The organism is Roseibium sp. ROS1, assembly GCF_054658215.1.
This window is the reverse complement of record NZ_BAAGIG010000003.1, coordinates 492130-509810: the sequence shown is the minus strand read 5'-3', so window position 1 is coordinate 509810 and position 17681 is coordinate 492130. Positions and strand designations below refer to the sequence as shown.

General features: G+C 59.1%; 17 protein-coding genes. 12 read left to right on the top strand and 5 right to left on the bottom strand.

All coding sequences use genetic code 11. The features are described 5' to 3' along the window. Positions 1-8: 8 nt before the first annotated feature. The 3 genes from ACYQ6M_RS18480 to ACYQ6M_RS18470 form a co-directional block, all read right to left on the bottom strand. Positions 9-983 (bottom strand): magnesium transporter CorA family protein, encoded by a 975-nt coding sequence (locus ACYQ6M_RS18480; RefSeq protein ID WP_055658081.1) that lies wholly within the window; start codon positions 981-983, stop codon positions 9-11. Between the two features lie 276 nt (positions 984-1259). After that, positions 1260-1403 (bottom strand): hypothetical protein, encoded by a 144-nt coding sequence (locus ACYQ6M_RS18475; protein ID WP_023001827.1) that lies wholly within the window; start codon positions 1401-1403, stop codon positions 1260-1262. 287 nt (positions 1404-1690) lie between these two features. Further along, positions 1691-2128 (bottom strand): hypothetical protein, encoded by a 438-nt coding sequence (locus ACYQ6M_RS18470; RefSeq protein ID WP_460074899.1) that lies wholly within the window; start codon positions 2126-2128, stop codon positions 1691-1693. Between the two features lie 189 nt (positions 2129-2317). Here ACYQ6M_RS18470 and ACYQ6M_RS18465 point away from each other — a divergent pair, with 189 nt between their 5' ends. Next, on the top strand, positions 2318-3316 hold the full coding sequence (locus ACYQ6M_RS18465; RefSeq protein ID WP_023001823.1) for a DUF1499 domain-containing protein: 999 nt from the start codon (positions 2318-2320) through the stop codon (positions 3314-3316). Between the two features lie 12 nt (positions 3317-3328). Here the strand turns inward: ACYQ6M_RS18465 and ACYQ6M_RS18460 are convergent, their stop codons facing one another. Continuing rightward, on the bottom strand, positions 3329-4231 hold the full coding sequence (locus ACYQ6M_RS18460; protein ID WP_460074897.1) for an MBL fold metallo-hydrolase: 903 nt from the start codon (positions 4229-4231) through the stop codon (positions 3329-3331). A gap of 170 nt (positions 4232-4401) precedes the next feature. Here ACYQ6M_RS18460 and ACYQ6M_RS18455 point away from each other — a divergent pair, with 170 nt between their 5' ends. The 9 genes from ACYQ6M_RS18455 to phoB all read left to right on the top strand — a co-directional run bounded on the left by ACYQ6M_RS18455 (position 4402) and on the right by phoB (position 14242). Further along, positions 4402-4887, top strand: a complete 486-nt coding sequence (locus tag ACYQ6M_RS18455; protein WP_075281433.1) for an SRPBCC family protein — start codon at positions 4402-4404, stop codon at positions 4885-4887. 244 nt (positions 4888-5131) lie between these two features. After that, complete coding sequence (locus tag ACYQ6M_RS18450; RefSeq protein ID WP_460074895.1) at positions 5132-6487, top strand: ATP-binding protein; 1356 nt, start codon at positions 5132-5134, stop codon at positions 6485-6487. A gap of 162 nt (positions 6488-6649) precedes the next feature. Beyond that, positions 6650-7642 carry a substrate-binding domain-containing protein gene (locus tag ACYQ6M_RS18445; protein ID WP_075281431.1) on the top strand — a complete coding sequence of 331 codons (993 nt, stop codon included), beginning with the start codon at positions 6650-6652 and terminating at the stop codon, positions 7640-7642. 354 nt (positions 7643-7996) lie between these two features. Beyond that, positions 7997-9037, top strand: a complete 1041-nt coding sequence (locus ACYQ6M_RS18440; protein WP_023001818.1) for a substrate-binding domain-containing protein — start codon at positions 7997-7999, stop codon at positions 9035-9037. 65 nt (positions 9038-9102) lie between these two features. Beyond that, positions 9103-10572 carry a phosphate ABC transporter permease subunit PstC gene (gene pstC, locus ACYQ6M_RS18435; protein WP_023001817.1) on the top strand — a complete coding sequence of 490 codons (1470 nt, stop codon included), beginning with the start codon at positions 9103-9105 and terminating at the stop codon, positions 10570-10572. Continuing rightward, positions 10572-11924, top strand: coding sequence for a phosphate ABC transporter permease PstA (gene pstA, locus ACYQ6M_RS18430; RefSeq protein WP_023001816.1), 1353 nt, complete (start codon positions 10572-10574; stop codon positions 11922-11924). The genes pstC and pstA overlap by 1 nt, the downstream gene beginning before the upstream one ends. 47 nt (positions 11925-11971) lie before the next feature. Beyond that, the gene (pstB, locus tag ACYQ6M_RS18425; RefSeq protein WP_228869519.1) at positions 11972-12733 is read left to right on the top strand and encodes a phosphate ABC transporter ATP-binding protein PstB; all 762 of its coding nucleotides are present in this window, start codon (positions 11972-11974) and stop codon (positions 12731-12733) included. Between the two features lie 31 nt (positions 12734-12764). Continuing rightward, on the top strand, positions 12765-13460 hold the full coding sequence (gene phoU, locus ACYQ6M_RS18420) for a phosphate signaling complex protein PhoU (protein ID WP_023001814.1): 696 nt from the start codon (positions 12765-12767) through the stop codon (positions 13458-13460). Positions 13461-13540: 80 nt separating this feature from the next. Continuing rightward, positions 13541-14242, top strand: a complete 702-nt coding sequence (phoB, locus tag ACYQ6M_RS18415; RefSeq protein ID WP_023001813.1) for a phosphate regulon transcriptional regulator PhoB — start codon at positions 13541-13543, stop codon at positions 14240-14242. A gap of 326 nt (positions 14243-14568) precedes the next feature. Here the strand turns inward: phoB and ACYQ6M_RS18410 are convergent, their stop codons facing one another. Next, the gene (locus tag ACYQ6M_RS18410) at positions 14569-15105 is read right to left on the bottom strand and encodes a GcrA family cell cycle regulator (protein WP_023001812.1); all 537 of its coding nucleotides are present in this window, start codon (positions 15103-15105) and stop codon (positions 14569-14571) included. 440 nt (positions 15106-15545) lie between these two features. On the opposite strand from ACYQ6M_RS18410, the gene ACYQ6M_RS18405 reads away from it, so the two are divergent. Both ACYQ6M_RS18405 and argF read left to right on the top strand, forming a co-directional pair. After that, positions 15546-16742 carry an acetylornithine transaminase gene (locus ACYQ6M_RS18405; RefSeq protein ID WP_460074891.1) on the top strand — a complete coding sequence of 399 codons (1197 nt, stop codon included), beginning with the start codon at positions 15546-15548 and terminating at the stop codon, positions 16740-16742. Beyond that, the gene (gene argF, locus ACYQ6M_RS18400) at positions 16742-17671 is read left to right on the top strand and encodes an ornithine carbamoyltransferase (RefSeq protein ID WP_023001810.1); all 930 of its coding nucleotides are present in this window, start codon (positions 16742-16744) and stop codon (positions 17669-17671) included. Before ACYQ6M_RS18405 ends, argF begins: the two co-directional genes overlap by 1 nt. Positions 17672-17681: the final 10 nt, after the last annotated feature.

The window sequence follows — 17681 nt, the reverse complement described above, 5'->3', positions numbered from 1 at the left end:
CGGACCGGTTATAGAAGGCGTTTCCAGCGGAAGAACAGGAACGTCAGCCCGACTGACGACACCATCAGGCCCAACGAGAACAGGAACCCGAGCTGCCAGTTCAGCTCGGGCATGTTGGCAAAGTTCATGCCGTAGATCGATGCGATCAAGGTCGGTGGCAGGAAGATCACGCTGACGACCGTAAAGATCTTCGAGATCTGGTTCTGCTCCAGCGTGACAAGGCCGACCGTTGCGTCCAGCAGGAAGGACAGCTTGTTGTCCAGTGCGTCGCCGTGTTCCTTGATGGAATGGATGTCCCTGCCGAACATCTTGCAGTCGGCTTCCTGCTCCTCATTCAGGTTCAGACGTTTGGCATGTGTGCTGAGGTAAAGCATCATCCGCGACAGGCTGGTGCAGACATCGTGCATCTTGGACACATGCAGTCCTATCTGCCCCAGTTGCTTGATGGCGATCTGATAGCTTGCGGTCTTGCGCATGTTGAGACCGTCGCCGAACACCTGCACTGCCAGCTTGTCATACCGCGCTGACGCGCTTTCCATTTCATCGGCACACCGGTCGACGATGATGTCGAGCATCGTGAAGAGAACAGCCGGCCCCTTGTGGGCGATAGTCGAATCGGCCTGAACCTTGCGCGACAGAAGGGCGATGGATTTCGGTTCGCCATAGCGCACAGTCACCAGCCGCTTGGCATTGACGACAAATGTGACAGACGAAAGCGCCGGGTCGATCATCTGCGTGGCGATCGGAAGCTGCGCGGTCATCACCACGGCGCCGGGCTCCAGGTAAAGGCGTTCGGAGGTTTCGATGGAGGCGATCTCGTCCCGTGTCGGGATTTCCGCGCCCATCAGCTTTTCTGCTGCCTTTTGCTCTTCCTGCGTCGGGGCGATCAGGTCGATCCATACAGACGTGGTCGGAAGGGGGGCGCCGGAGGCAAGCTCAAGACGCTCCAGACCTTTGACGGTCGGGCAGTAGGCAATGATCATGCAGGCAATCTCCGCCGAAGGACACGGAGTGTGCCCTGTTCGGCGGCAGTTTGCCCAACAGATCGGAAGACGGCAACCGTCTGAATAAAGTGATTTTGCGGCACCCCGACAGGGCTTGGCCGCTTCAGGATGGCGGACATTCAATCGTCACCGATTGTATGTCCGAACGCTATCCTGGACCGGTCACGCCGGCCGTCAAACAGCGTCTCGAAACAACATGGCAAGCTGGCCGTCAGCAGCGGCTTGCCGCGTCTTCGGACGCTATGGCGCAGCGGCTCAGTTCTTCTTTTTGGCCACCGTGCCCGAATTCTTGCAAAGGGCAGCTGCATTGAGGGCTGCGATGCCGACGGGCTTGTAGAGGTTCACCAGTTTCGCATCGGCGCTTTGCTTCGGGGCAGGGCGGGCAGATTGCTCAGACATTTGTCTCGTCCGTTGTCTTTTCCAGTGCCCGCTCTCTGGGTTAAAGTTTTCATGGCTCGCGGGCGGTGTGCATGTCGTATCCAATTGCGGCAAACGGAAGGCAGAAAACACGCCTTTCAGCCGGTTTTCGCAATGGATGTGAAAAAGCATGCGCTTATTGGCGGAAATCGGCCAGTCAAAAACAATAACAAGATGTAACGAATCCCGGCCGGGTTTGAAGTAATACGGTAAGGATTTATTTACGAATTAGGCCTGCCAGTCATTCGGGCAAGTATATGACTGCCCATTCATATGAAATAGCTTCTGTGATTCCGTAGTGGAGAGCCCCGCAAGGCACTACAGAATCCTAGCAGCGACCGCGCGTAGCTGAGCAGTACCGTCGTGGCACAAAGGCCCAGTCCGGCCAGCATCAATGCAGAAGAGAGCGAAGCTCCCAGAAGGATCATCAGGCCTCCTGTGCCGAGGCCTATGACCAAGAGGGCAATGGTTGTCCGCAGGTAATGGTAGTGGGCTTGCAGCCAGCGTCCGCCCGGTTCGGCATAGAGGATCGCAAATGCCAGGGCGATGGGCGACAGGAGTATCGTCAGAACCAGCAGGTGGCACAGGCAGATATTGGCAGAGCCTGGCCGAAACAAGCCAAAAGGTGAAAACGCCTTTTGTTTTCCGTCACCGGCAGCGCGGTGTTCCTGTTCGCTCGCCGTATGACGGGACCGCAATCCGGTCATGCCTTACCCCGATTTGCAACTGTATTTCCGGCGTGTCTTGCTTGCACGTTTATCGTTTGCCCAGAAGGAATGTATGATGTGTTCGCTGTCGAAGTGAAGTTCATTTTTGACAAATTGGCTGTAAACGAAGAAACAATCAGGTGGACACCTTGCCGCGCAGATGCGGCAAGCCAGGCGAGATAGGATCTCATGAAGCGCTACGCCGTCTATAAAACAGCTTCGGCACCGGCCAGTCGCACGACCGGCTCCGTGGCGCTGGCGCTCGCGGCAATTGCCTTTCTGGCAAAGCGGTTCGGCCTGATCGACGCGGATGTGTTTGTCCTGTCTCTGATTGCAGCGGCTACGATTGCGCTCGCCGCCATCCTGCTTGCCCTGTTCGGCTTCCACCGGATCTGGACCTATGGCGGACCCGGCGTGCCGGCGGCGCTCACAGGTTTGTTCCTGGGGCTGCTGGCGCTTGCGACGCCTGTGCTTGTGGTCGGAATGCTGGTCATGCACGCGGGAGCGAGCGACCTGGCCACCAACCGAACCGATCCACCCGAACTTGAAACGAATGTGGCTTCAAGCGAACAGCCTTTTCTCGACTGGCTGAACACCGCGCTTGTTGAAGACGTCTGGCCGGCCGTTGCCGCTTATACGGGTGCCGCGCCGGGCATGACTGCTATGGCCAATTCGGCGGAAGACCGTCTTTACCCCGATATCGTTCCGCGCCGATACCGCATTTCTACCGCTCAACTGCATGCGGCGAGTGTCAAGGCGCTTGAAGGTCTGAACTGGCAGGTCGTTGATGAATTGCCGCCCGATCTCCTCGATGCACCGACCTATCTGCAGGCCGAGGGCACTTCGCAGATCCTGGGATTGAAACACGATATCGTACTGCGCGTCCGGCCGGATTCGGTGGGGGCCCTGCTTGACGTTCGTTCGCGTTCGCGCACACCGCTGAAGGACCTGACCGACAATGCGGACCGCATCCGTCTTGTCTTCAGCGAGATCGACCGTGTGCTTCTGGAAACATACGGCGATCTGGCGCGGCTTTCGGTCGACGAGACAGAGCTGGAAGAAGACCTGCCGGCCGAACCGGTTGAAGACTTACGCGAAACCATTCCGTTGCCGAGCTTCAAACCGTATTTCGAGGACGAGGATGCGCCGGTTGCCGAAGGTCTGGATGCGGTCGATCTGGAAGGCTGATCGCTTGCAGGCTCAGCCGGTGAGGCGATAGCGGGCGGCAAGAGACAGCTCCGGACTGGCCTCGACGCGGCCTCTGTCCGCGAGGTCCTCCAGGTGCGCGAATACGGACAGACCTGCTGCCGGGTGCAGCGCCGGATCAACCGCTGCATAGAGCACCGATACGATTTCCGGAATCGATCTTTCGCCTTTTGCCAGTTCGTGAAGGATCGAGGCTTCCCGGTCGAGCCTGTGCCGCTTCAGGTCGCGGACGTAGTCGATGGCATTGCGAACAATACCGCCGTGTCCGGGCAGATAGACGGATTCGGAACGGGCCAGCAGTTTGTCGATCGAGGCCATGTAGTCCCGCATGCTGCCGTCGGGTGGGGCGACGACCGATGTCGACCAGCCCATGACGTGATCGGCGGACAGCAGAACCGGTTCCCCGGCAAGGGCAAAACACAGATGGTTGGACGTGTGGCCGGGGGTGGCGACGGCTTCAAGCGAAATGCCTGCGGCCTCGAACATCTCGCCGTCTTCCAGCAACCTGTCGGGCACGTAGTCCTTGTCGCCGCTGGCGTCGATTGGATTGACCTCGTTTTCAAGAAGCGCTCGTGCCGGCCGGTGCGGCCCGCACCCGATGATCTCGGCACCGGTTCTTTCTTTCAAGAGCCGTGCGCCCGGCGAATGATCCACATGCGTGTGGGTGATCAGGATCGCCTCGATGACTGCGCCTTGTGCAGCCTTCAAGATGGTGTCGACCTGGCCTTCCAGGGCAGGCCCGGGGTCAACGCAGATCAGCCGATTGGTCCCCAGCAGATAGCTGTTGGTGCCATGAAAGGTGAAAGGCCCCGGGTTGTTTACCGTGAGCCGGCGCACGCCCGGCATCAGCTCGACGGCAGTTCCATATTGCGGATCGAACGTGCGATCGTGCTTCATGATGTCTCCAGTTGGTTCCGCCAGGGGCGACAGTTTCGGCAGGTTCTGCCTCGGTCTGTACGTCATGTATCTGACGTTTGAATCGGCTAGGGAAGCGGTACTTTGCCAAGCCGGGTCCAAATGTGAAACAGTGCGTTTGGGGTTGGAAAGAACGAATTTGACGGAAAATCATGACACATGACACCGAGTGCCGGGTTGAAGGCATGTTGAATCTGCCGCGGAGCCAGGCGTTTTCACTGTTTGTCGACCGGCTTGATCTGTGGTGGACATCGCCTTTCAAGGATGCGGGCGAGGGCAAGGTTCAGGCGGGTATCGATCCCTATGCGGGCGGTAGCTGTTATGAGATCGACAGTGAAGGCCAGCACAGGGTCTGGGGAACCGTCCTCTCACTGGAACCGCCGCTTTACATTCGTCTGGCCTGGCAGGTCACCCGGGATGGCGAGGAAGTTGCGGATCCTGCGACGGCAAGTCGTGTCATGGTGAACTTCCGCGAGGCAGGGGACAGCACGCGCCTTGAAATCGTTCACAGTGAGTTTCTGAGACATGGCGAAGCGGGAGCGGAATATCTGGAACGCATGCGCCAGCCTGATGGCTGGCCGCGTATTCTGGACAACCTGAAATCCGCCGCCAGACATCCCTTGCCTCAAAATCGGTGATTGGTGCGGGTATTTCGCGCCGGTTCGGAAGTTTCGGTTCACCTGACGCGAACAGCGTTGGTGGGTCGGAGCCCATTTTCAGGGGGGTATTTGATTGTCGCTTGGCTGACATGCTTTCCGTGTTAGGGGAGTGGTCCGATGCTGCCCCGATCTCCCTATTCCGGCCTTGCACATTTACTGAGACGTCGAAATAGTGTCTGCACTCGGGACACCTAACTGCTGAAACGAATTCGCTCGACCGTCCATGACCCAACCGCCTTCGCCAATCGAAGAACCTGCTGAAGACCGGCAGGCCGCATCGCCGCTGACCCGACTTGGCGAGGCCCGCTGGATTCTGCTGTTCGCGTTTGCTGCTGCCGCAGGCGCGGTCATCGTCCATGAAGTGCCGTTGACGACGGCGCTGCTCGCCATGGCGGCAATTGTTGTCGTGGCCTGTTTCGTGCCGCGCAAGTCTTCGAGCCGCAGGGTGAAGCTGAATGCCCAGCGGGAAATCCGCAGGATGTGGCCGGGTACGGGCATGAAGGTCACTGTTGATGCGTTGCCGACACCCTGCTTCGTTGCCGACGGGCGGGGCATTACCCGCTATGTCAACAAGCAGGCGCTGTCGATTTATGAAGGCGTGAAACCGGGGGATCCTCTGTCCTTCTCGCTCCGGGCTCCTTCGCTGCTGGAAGCGTTCGACCGTGTCTGCACAACGGGTGAAGCCGAGAAGATCAGCTGGATCGAGAAGGTGCCGACAGAAACCTGGTACGAAGCTCATATCTCGCCGATCTACATGCCCGGAAGCGCAGGCCAGGAAAAGATGCCGAGCTTGCCGGACTTCATTCTGGTGGTCATTCAGGACCTGACAGAAAATCGCCGGCTTGAACGCATGCGCACGGATTTCGTCGCCAATGCCAGCCATGAACTGCGCACGCCTCTGGCCTCGCTCACCGGATTTATCGAGACCCTGCAAGGACCTGCGCGCAACGATCCGGAGGCGAGAGACAGGTTTCTGTCGATCATGCTGGATCAGGCGGGGCGTATGCGCCGGTTGATCGATGATATCCTGTCGCTGTCGCGGATCGAGCTGAAGGCGCACGTCCGTCCCGCAAATGCTGTCGATCTGTCAGAAATCGTCCGGCATACGACCGATGCGCTGTCTCCACTGGCCTCCGACATGGGCGTCGAGATCCGGCTTCAGCTTCCGGACACTCCCGTGCGGATCAGGGGCGACAGGGACGAGCTCATCCAGGTAACGGAAAACCTGATCGAGAACGCGCTGAAATACGGCCATGACGGCAAGTTCGTCGACGTCGGTCTTGAAAGACCGCAGGCGCCGCAGGATGCACTGACCTGGCAACTTTCGGTACGCGACTACGGCGAGGGCATCCCGCGTGAGCATCTGCCGCGCCTGACAGAGAGGTTCTACCGGGTCGATGTCGAATCGAGCCGGGCAATGAAGGGGACGGGCCTCGGGCTTGCCATCGTGAAGCACATCCTGACACGCCACAGGGGCCGGCTGGAGGTGGAGAGCGAGCCGGGGCAGGGGGCGACGTTCAAGGTCAGTTTGCCTGCCATGGAGAACGTTGAAGGTCTGCCAGAGAAGATCTCCGCCTGATGCCGGATTGGCGACTGTCGTATTCCTGAGACGCGAGTCTGCTAGAGACTTGCCACTGCAAGATCGGAAAAGTCTTTTGTGACCGGTCAGGCGATCCACCTAAAGGAAGGCCTGTCTTGCCGGGTCGCGCCAGCATTTTTGTCCAGGAGTTTTAACGTGCCGATGTATTTTTCAGCCCGCGCTGTGTTGTGTGGCGTTTTTTGTTTGGCATCCCTGACCGCCGAAGCGCGTGACCGGTTGCTTATCGTCGGCTCGTCAACGGTATTTCCGTTTGCGACCGCGGTCGCAGAAGCAGTCGGCAGCAACGGCGTAAAGTTCCCGATTGTCGAATCCACGGGCTCAGGCGCCGGTTTCAACCTGTTCTGCAAGGGCGTTGGTGAACACACGCCGGACATCACCAATGCATCCAGGCGCATGAAGCCTTCGGAACTGGACACCTGTCTCGCAAACGGCGTCACGCCGGTCGAAGTGGAAATCGGTTATGACGGCATCGTGCTGGCCAATTCGCGCAATGGCCCGAAATTCACCCTGACCGTGGAGCAGATTTTCGAGGCGCTGGCCGAGAAACTTCCGAAGGACGGACAGCTTGTCGACAACGGCAACCTCGCCTGGTCTGACATTGATGCGGACTTGCCGAATGAGGAAATCGAGGTGCTTGGACCGCCTCCGACCTCCGGCACCCGTGACGCGTTCGAGGAACTTGTCATGGAAGAAGGCTGCAAGACGGTCAAGGATCTGGAAAAGGACGGTTGCACGCGCATTCGCCGGGACGGCAGCTTTGTCGAAGCGGGCGAGAACGACGACCTGATCGTCGGTGCTCTGGAGGCCAATCCCGTGACGGTCGGCATCTTCGGCTATTCCTTCCTGATGCAGAACCGGGACAAGATCCAGAGCGTCGGCGTCAACGGGGTCGAGCCGACGTTCGAAAAGATTGCCTCAGGGGAATACCCGGTGTCCCGCCCGCTGTTTTTCTACATCAAGAAGGAACACGTCGGCCTTATTCCTGGCATGGAGGAGTATGTGGCTGCCTTCACCAGCGAAGAGGCCTGGGGCGACGATGGGTATCTGGCGAGCAAGGGACTGATTCCCCTGTCTGCCGAAAAACGCAGGCAAGAGGCGACCGACGCAATGGCGTTGCCGGCCTTGCAACTCTGATCGAGCCGAGCCGGGCAATGCAAAACCCCGTTCGGCCGCTGCGGCAGGTGCCTGAAAGCCTCCCTGATCAGGCATAACGCTCGCCAGATGGATAAAAGGGATGCCTGTCAGCTTTGCCGAGGCAAGTGAGAGCTGCACCATGTGCACCTCGAGACGGGTTTTTGTGACCCTTTGCGACATAAAACCGTCAAGGAACAGGTTTTCTTGAGTAATTTCAGCATCTTAAATTGTCACAAAACTGAAAAGGAACTGTCATAGAACTCTCATCCGTGGAGCCTAGGTTCCCCGCATCGCTCGTGCACATCCAAGCGCGGTGATCATCTAGAAACCTTGACATTCAAAGGGAGTGGTCAAGTGAAATTTACGACCCTCGTTAGCGCAACTGCTCTTGCCGTTGCTTCCACTGCATTCGTTGGTTCGGCTCAGGCTCGCGACCAGGTGCAGATTGCTGGTTCCTCCACGGTTCTTCCTTATGCTTCCATCGTTGCTGAAGCATTCGGCGAAAACACCGATTTCCCGACACCGGTCGTTGAATCCGGTGGCTCCTCTGCTGGTCTGAAGAAGTTCTGCACCGGCGTTGGCGAAAACACCATCGATATCGCAAACGCTTCCCGCGCTATCCGCGAGAAGGAAATCAAGGCTTGTGCCGAAGCTGGCGTGAAAGACATCATCGAAGTCCGCATCGGCTACGATGGCATCGTCTTCGCTTCCCAGAAAGACGGCCCGGCTTTCAACGAATTCACCCAGGTTCAGTGGTTCAACGCTCTGTCCCCGAAAGTCCTGAAGGACGGTCAGATCGTCGACAACCCGTACACCAAGTGGTCCGAAGTTGACGCTTCCCTGCCGGACGCGGAAATCGCTGCTTTCATCCCGGGCACCAAGCACGGCACCCGTGAAGTGTTTGAAGAAAAAGTTCTGGCTGTTGGCTGTGAAGAATCCGGCGCTCTGAAAGCCATGATCGACGGCGGCATGTCCGAAGACGACGCTGAAGACGCCTGCATCGCAGTTCGCACGGACGGCAAGTCGGTCGACATCGACGGCGACTACACCGAGACCCTGGCTCGCATCGACTCCAACCCGAACGGCGTTGGCGTTTTTGGCCTGGCGTTCTACGAGAACAACACCGACAAACTCAAAGTGGCAACGATGGCCGGTATCGCTCCGTCCACCGAAACCATCGCCAAGGGTGAGTACCCGGTTTCCCGTCCGCTGTTCTTCTACATCAAGAAGGCACACATCGGCGTTATCCCGGGCCTGAAAGAATACGCTCAGTTCTTCGTTTCTGACGAAATCGCTGGCCCGGACGGCCCGCTGGCTCAGTATGGCCTGGTTTCCGATCCGGAGCTTGCAGCTACGCAGGCTTCTATCGAAGCCGAAGAAACGATGGGCAACTAAGCACATCTTTCCGGAAGGGCGGCTTCGGCCGCCCTTTCTTTCTTCTTTGCCGGTTGGGTCGCCCTATGTCACTTCCATACATTCTTATTGCGCTGCTGGTTCTGGCTGTCGCCGGATACATAGTCGGCCGCGGAAAAGCCTTAAGTTCTGCCGGAGGGGATGTGCGTGAGCTCCATTCCCTGCCTGGTTATTACGGCTGGAACGTCGTTGTTTCGATACTGGTTCCTGCCCTCCTGCTGCTCATTGCGTGGCTGATCTTCCAGCCCATCATTCTTGACAGTCAGGTTTCCTCCAAGATTTCCGAAGAGACCATTGCCGCAAGTTCGCTCGACCTCGTCATGAGCGACGTCGTACGTGTTGCCGAGGGTCTCGACCTTGCCGTTTCTCAGGGCGCCATGTCGGCCGACATGGCGTCTTCCATCCGCACCGATCTGACCGACGTGCGCAGCCGTCTCGGCGAGATAGGTGTCGCGCTCGGTTCAGAAGTGACCGCCGAAACGTTGCGGGCCGCGCAGACATACCGCAGCATCTCGGGTACAGGCCTGCTGTTGCGGACAATCGGCGTTCTGGCGGTCGGCCTGATCGGTTTCGCTGTCGGTGTTCTGCGCACCAACAAGGATTTCCGTGCCCGCAACGTCGTGGAAACGGTCGTCCGCTATATCCTGATTGCAGCAGCCTCGATCGCCATCCTGACAACTGTCGGCATCGTGCTGTCGCTGATCTTCAACACGGTCGAGTTCTTCCGGCTCTATCCGGCTGCTGATTTCTTCTTCGGCCTGACCTGGGCGCCGAGCTTCGGCGGTGGATCGGAGCTGGGGATCGTGCCGCTGATCTGGGCGACCATGTATATCTCCCTGATCGCACTTGCCGTTGCCGTACCGATCGGTCTGTTCGCTGCCATCTACCTGTCTGAGTATGCAACGCCGCACGTACGCGCCGTCGCCAAGCCGCTGCTTGAGATCCTGGCCGGTATTCCAACCATCGTTTACGGTCTCTTCGCGCTGCTCACAGTCGGCCCGCTTCTGATGAACGTCTTCGGCTCCGGCGGTGCGCTTGGCGTAAGCTGGATGTCCGGTGCTTCCTCGGTGTTCACCGCGGGCGCTGTCATGGGCATCATGCTGATCCCTTTCGTGAGCTCGCTTTCCGACGACATCATCAACGCTGTGCCGCAGGCCATGCGTGACGGATCGCTCGGACTTGGTGCCACCCATTCGGAAACCGTGAAGCAGGTCATTCTGCCGGCGGCCCTGCCGGGGATCGTCGGGGCTATCCTGCTGGCGGCCTCTCGCGCCATCGGTGAAACCATGATCGTTGTGCTGGGGGCCGGCGCTGCGGCCCGGCTCAGCATGAACCCGCTCGAAGCGATGACCACCGTAACCGCGAAGATCGTCAGCCAGCTCACCGGCGACGCCGACTTTGCCTCCCCGGAAGCCCTTGTCGCCTTCGCACTCGGCATGACCCTGTTCGTCGTGACCCTGGGGCTCAACATCGTCGCGCTCTACATCGTGCGCAAATATCGGGAGCAGTACGACTAATGACCGACACGACCCTTACGCCACCGTCGGGCAAGACCAGTGCTCCGACCCCGCACAAGACCACGTCGATCCTCGAACTCGATCCGCTGACCAGAAAGCGCAACGCCGCTGAAGCGCGCTTCAAGCTCTACGGCATCATTGCCATCGGCATCGGCCTGTTCTTCCTCGTTGCGCTGTTGTGGGCAATCCTTTCCAACGGCCTTGGCGCCTTCAGCCAGACGTTCCTGAAGGTGGATGTCCCGCTCAATCAGGAGCAGATTGCCGAAGCGGAAAAGTCGGTGGTCAAGACCTCCAAGTACCGGGCCATCATTGACGACGCCTTTGCCAAGGAACTTGCCGGTCTCAACATCACCACCGACATGTCGGCAAAGGACCTGCAGAAGCTGTTCTCCTCAGGGGCTGCCGCAACGGTTCGTGACTATGCACTTGCCAACCCGGACAAGATCGGCACGACGGTAACCTTCGAGCTGATCGCCTCATCCCGTGTCGACGGCTACCTGAAGGGCCGCGTCAAGCGCGAGGATCTTGCCGAAGACAAGAACCTGGATGCCGCACACCTGGATCTGGCTGACCAGATGCAGTCCGCCGGCATTCTGGAGAAGCGCTTCAACTGGGCCTTCATCACCGGAACCGATGCTTCCGACAGCCGTCCGGAGCAGGCCGGCATCGGGGCGTCCATGATCGGGTCGCTGTTCATGATGCTGGTGGTGCTGTTCCTGTCGCTGCCGATCGGCGTGGCCGCTTCCATCTACCTGGAAGAGTTCGCTCCGCAGAACAAGTTCACAGATCTGATCGAGGTGAATATCTCCAACCTGGCCGCCGTTCCGTCCATCGTGTTCGGTATTCTCGGTCTGGCGGTGTTCATCCAGTTCATGCATCTGCCGCAATCCGCACCGCTGGTCGGTGGCCTGGTGCTGACGCTGATGACACTTCCGACGATCATCATCTCCACCCGCGCCTCCTTGAAGGCCGTTCCGCCGAGCATCCGCGATGCGGCCCTTGGCATTGGCGCCTCCAAGATGCAGTCGATCTTCCACCATGTCCTGCCGCTGGCCATGCCGGGCATTCTGACCGGCACGATCATCGGTCTGGCACAGGCGCTTGGGGAAACCGCTCCGCTGCTCCTGATCGGGATGGTCGGTTTCATCGCCTCCAATTTCCCGGACGGTGTGGCTGCCGGTTTCTTCTCTCCGAACTCGGCCATGCCGGCCCAGATCTACGAGTGGGCGAAACGTGCTGACCCGGCCTTCTATGAACGCGCTTGGGGCGGGATCATCGTGCTGCTGGTCTTCCTCATGACCATGAACATTATCGCTATCATCCTGCGCCGCAGGTTTGAACGCCGCTGGTAAGGATTGCTCCGATGAACGAGATGCCGAATTTTGAACAGGCGAAAACCATGACCGACAGCAAAATTTCCGCGAACAAGGTGCAGGTCTATTATGGCGATACCCACGCCATCAAGGACGTGGACATCGAGATCCAGCCGCGGTCCGTGACTGCCTTCATCGGTCCCTCCGGATGTGGCAAGTCGACGTTCCTGCGGACGATCAACCGCATGAACGACACCATCGATATCTGCCGTGTGGAAGGGTCGATCAAGATCGACGGTGAGGACATCTACGATCCCAAGGTCGATCCCGTACAGCTGCGCGCCAAGGTTGGCATGGTTTTCCAGAAGCCGAACCCGTTTCCCAAGTCGATCTACGACAACATTGCGTACGGTCCGCGGATCCATGGTCTGGCCCGCAACAAGTCCGAGCTTGATGAAATCGTTGCCTCCAGCCTGCAGAAGGCCGGGCTTTGGGAAGAAGTCAAGAACCGTCTGGACGAGCCGGGCACCGGCATGTCGGGCGGTCAGCAGCAGCGTCTGTGCATTGCCCGTGCGATTGCCGTCAGCCCGGAAGTGATCCTGATGGACGAACCGTGCTCGGCGCTCGACCCCATCGCGACCGCGAAGGTGGAAGAGCTGATCGACGAACTGCGGGAAAACTTCACCATCGTGATCGTGACCCACTCGATGCAGCAGGCTGCCCGTGTGTCTCAGCGTACCGCGTTCTTCCACCTGGGTATTTTGGTTGAAGAAGGTCTGACGGAGGACATCTTTACCAATCCGAAGGACAAGCGTACGCAGGACTATATTACGGGCCGCTTCGGCTAAGCATTTTTTAGGTTTCTGAAGGGGACACAGGATGTCTGAACATACAGTCTCGGCTTACGATGACGAACTGACGGCCATGGCCGGCAAGGTTGCCGAAATGGGTGGTATTGCCGAAAAGGCTTTCGCCGATGCGGTGTCCGCGCTGGTGTCGCAGGATCTGGAGCTTGCCAAGGCGACGATCAAGGGCGATGTCCGTCTGGACAGCCTTTACAACGAACTTGAAGTGAAGCTGATCGAGCTGATCGTCCGCCGCCAGCCGATGGGGCAGGACCTGCGTGAAATCACTGCCGCAACGCGCATTGCCAATGACTTGGAGCGTGTTGGCGATCTTGCCAAGAACGTTGCCAAGCGCGTCATCGCCATCGACAGCGACTTGCAGTCCAAGAAGCTCGCGATCGGTGTGGAGCACATGACGGAACTCGCTCTTTCGCAGCTCAAGCAGGTGCTGGATGCCTACGCCCGCAAGGATGCGGAAGCCGCCCGCCGGGTTCAGGAAGCTGACGCCGAAGTCGACGCGATCTACACATCGATCTTCCGCGAGCTCCTGACCTACATGATGGAAGACCCGCGGGTCATTACCCAGTGCGTCCATCTCTTGTTCTGCGCAAAGAACATCGAGCGCATCGGCGATCACGCGACGAACATCGCCGAGAACGTCTACTACATGGTCACTGGCGAGCGTTTGCCGGAAGACCGGGCAAAGGTCGACGAAACAGGCGCGGTCTGACCCGCCGGTAATCGTCGGATTTGCAGAAGATCTTAACGGCCGGCGCTTCGGCGCCGGTTGCGGTAATTGGAGCGAGATGTATGCCGAAGGTGCTCATCGTTGAAGACGAAGAACCGCTCAGCCTTCTATTGAGATACAATTTGGAAGCGGAAGGGTACTCGGTCGAGTCCTGTGTCCGGGGTGACGAGGCGGAAATCCGCCTGCGGGAAAGCCTGCCGGATCTGTTGCTGCTCGACTGGATGCTGCCGGGCCTGTCCGGAATTGAACTGTGCCGCCGCCTGCGGGCGCGCGAAGACACCGAGCGCCTGCCGGTCATCATGCTGACGGCACGCGGTGAGGAAGCAGAGCGCATCCGCGGCCTGTCGACCGGTGCCGACGACTACGTGGTCAAGCCCTTCTCGGTACCGGAATTGATGGCCCGCGTGCGCGCCATCCTGCGCCGGGCAAGTCCGGAAGTGGTGTCCAGCATGTTGCGATCCGGCGATATCGAACTGGATCGCGAAACGCACCGCGTTCGCCGCAACACCAAGGAAATACACCTGGGGCCGACGGAATTCCGCCTGCTGGAATTCCTGATGACATCGCCTGGCCGTGTCTTCTCCCGCGAACAACTGCTGGATGGGGTCTGGGGTCACGATGTCTACGTGGACGAACGCACTGTCGATGTTCACGTCGGTCGCTTGCGCAAGGCTCTGAACAAGGGCAAGGCGAAGGATCCTATCCGTACCGTCCGTGGTGCCGGATACGCCTTCAATGACCAGTTCACCTCTGCCACTGCCTGAGCGCAACTTGCAGAATGGAATTAAGGAGCCCGCTTTCAAGCGGGCTTTTTGTTTCTCAGCGGTTATGTGCCTTTCGCGGAACAAGGTTCTCTTCTGCGACCACCCCATCAGATGTGTCGGTGTCGGGGCTGATCCTGCGGTCCCTGTCGTGGCGGAGCGGTCAAACAAGGTTTGATTTGATGGAACGGAAACGACATGGATCGGTGCCAAGAACAAGCCGTGGGAGGTCACTGGTCGGGGTCGGGCATCTGGTCAATGGAAGGCCCAAACAAAAAAAAGCCCGCCAGATGGCGGGCTTTCTCATGAATTGGTTAGGTGCGAGGCTATCAGCCTGCCTGAGCCATCGTCTTGCGATCGCGGCGGCGGTCGGCGACCGGCTGATACGCGATCTTGCAGTGATGAGCGCAGTAGGGGACGCCGGCATCGGACTGGCGGCCGCAGAAGTAGAAGTCGTCGGTCGCCGGGTCGCCAATCGGCCATTTGCAGGTCCGCTCGGTCAGCGTCAGGATGGTTGCGCGCTGCGAGATCGGAACGAGCTCTGCAATCGGCTCTACGCGCGGCTTGGCGGCCACCACTGGTGCAGGCGAGATGTCTGCTTTAAGGGCCGTCGCGCCGATCGACTGCGGATGTGACGTCGTCGGTTTCTTCGGCGCTGCACCCGTTGCAGGAGCTGCGGTGCGCGGCCGGCGCGGCTTGGCGCTTGAAGAGGTGGACTTGGCGCGGCCGGACAGGCCAAGGCGGTGCACCTTGCCGATCACGGCGTTACGGGTAACACCACCCAGTTCGCCTGCGATCTGGCTTGCGCTCAAGCCGTCGCCCCAAAGCTTTTTGAGAAGCTCAACTCGTTCGTTTGTCCAACTCATTGCCGCACCCTTTAGTTTGACCGTCCTGCGGCCATTAACCCCGTGTTAAGCATGCGCAAGCACGCTTAATGCTGGCAGATCTAGTGCCTCTTGGTGATTTGCCTCACGAGATCTCGTGTCTGATTGCTGAGAGGTTACAATAACGTTAATTTGTCAGGCAACCACTCGACCCAAACCAGTTGGGGATGAAACGACTTTTCCCCAATTATGGCGAGGTCATTGAGAATTTTATGAAATCCGCCCTCTGCGGCACATGAAATGTCTTGTGCGCCATTTCCATTGACAGTGCATGGTACCGGCAGTGTATAAGAAAGCCGCTGCGTGCCGCCTCATCGGGGCGGCACGTTGCGTTTTGGCCCTTCGGCATCTTTTCAAGGTGACGGCCCGGCGTCGGGGCGACGCAGGGACAGCAGGGGCGTTTAAAGGAGACAAACGAGGTTATGTCCGCGACTGCACTATTCGGAAATTACGCAAGATCGAACCTGTCTTTCGATCATGGGGAAGGCGTCTGGCTGGTTACCACCGATGGCCGACGATTCCTCGATTGCGGTTCCGGCATCGCGGTCAACGCACTCGGTCATGCCCATCCGCATTTGGTCAAGGCGTTGCAGGATCAGGCAGCCAAGCTGTGGCATACCTCCAACCTGCACCAGATCCCGGATGGCGAACGGCTGGCGCAGCGCCTGTGCGCGGAAACCTTTGCCGACAAGGTGCTGTTCGTGAATTCCGGCGCGGAAGCGATGGAAGCTGCCATCAAATGCGCGCGCCGTTATCATTATGACAACGGCAACCCCGAGCGGTTCCACATCGTGACCTTCGAAGGCGCTTTCCATGGCCGGACCATCGCGACCATCGCGGCTGGCGGCCAGGCGAAATATCTTGAGGGCTTCGGCCCGAAGGCTCCCGGTTTCGATCAGGTGCCGGCAGGAGACCTGGATGCGCTGAAAGATGCCATCGGTCCGCAAACGGCCGCAATCGCGATCGAGCCCGTGCAGGGCGAGGGCGGTATCCGCGAAATTCCGACCGATTTCCTGCGTGCGCTGCGCAAGATCTGTGATGACAACGGCATTCTGCTGATCTTCGACGAGATCCAGACCGGTGTCGGACGGACCGGCAAGCTGTTCGCTCACCAGTGGACGGGCGTGGAACCGGACCTGATGGCAATCGCCAAGGGTATCGGCGGCGGGTTCCCGATGGGCGCATGTCTTGCAACGGCAGAAACGGCAGCGGCGCTGTCCCCCGGGACCCACGGCACCACCTTTGGCGGCAATCCGCTGGCCATGGCAGTCGGCAATGCCGTTCTGGATGTCGTTCTGGAAGACGGGTTCCTGGAAGGTGTCCGTCAGAAGGGGCTCAGCTTCAAGCAGAAGCTGGCCGGACTGGTGGACGGCCATCCGGACGTTCTGGCCGAAGTGCGCGGCAACGGCCTGATGCTCGGTCTGAAATGCGTGGTGCCGGTGGCAGATTATGTGCTTGCAGCCCGTGAAGCCGGTCTGCTGGCAGTTCCTGCCGGCGATAACGTGGTGCGCATCATGCCGCCGCTGACCATGAGCGAAGAGGAAATTTCCATTGCTGTCGAGCGCCTGGAACAGGCTGCTGTCGCCATGGAAGCGAAATTGGCGGAAGGAGCGGCCTGATGACCGCAAACGGAACCTACCGGAACTTTCTGGATCTGACGGACTTCGAAGGCGACGAACTGCGCGCCATCCTGGACACCAGCCGGAAGATCAAGTCGAGCCGCAACGGTGTGCATCGCGGCCAGGGCCCTCTGGCCGGCAAAGTGCTGGCCATGATCTTCGAACAACCATCGACCCGTACGCGCATTTCCTTCGATGTCGGCATGCGCGAGCTTGGCGGCGAGACCTTGATGCTGACCGGTGCGGAAATGCAGCTCGGCCGCGGAGAGACAATCGCCGATACGGCGCAGGTTCTGTCGCGTTTCGTCGACGCGATCATGATCCGCATCCTCGATCACAACGACCTGCGTGAACTTGCAGAAAATGCGACAGTGCCGGTGATCAACGGCCTGACCAAGCTCTCGCATCCCTGTCAGATCATGGCGGATCTGTTGACCTTTGAAGAGCATCGCGGTTCGATCAAGGGCAAGAGCGTTGCCTGGACCGGTGACAGCAACAACGTGCTGGCTTCCTGGATTCATGCCGCGCCGCGCTTCGATTTCGAATTGCGCATCGCGACGCCGGGCGAACTGGCGCCGCCGATGGACCTGATTGAAACTGCTCGTGCCAAGGGTGGTTCCATTCAGGTCACGACGGACCCATATGAGGCAGTCAAGGGGACCGACTGTGTCGTGACCGACTGCTGGGTGTCCATGGGTGATGACGATGCGGAATCGCGTCACAACCTCCTCAGCGCCTATCAGGTCAATAAACGCCTGATGGCTGAGGCAAACCAGGACGCCCTGTTCATGCATTGCCTGCCGGCCCACCGGGGTGAGGAAGTCACCTCGGACGTCATGGACGGTCCCAACTCCGTTGTGTTTGACGAAGCCGAAAACCGGCTCCATGCCCAAAAGGGCATTCTGGCCTGGTGCTTCGGCGCAGCATAAGGCAAGCCAA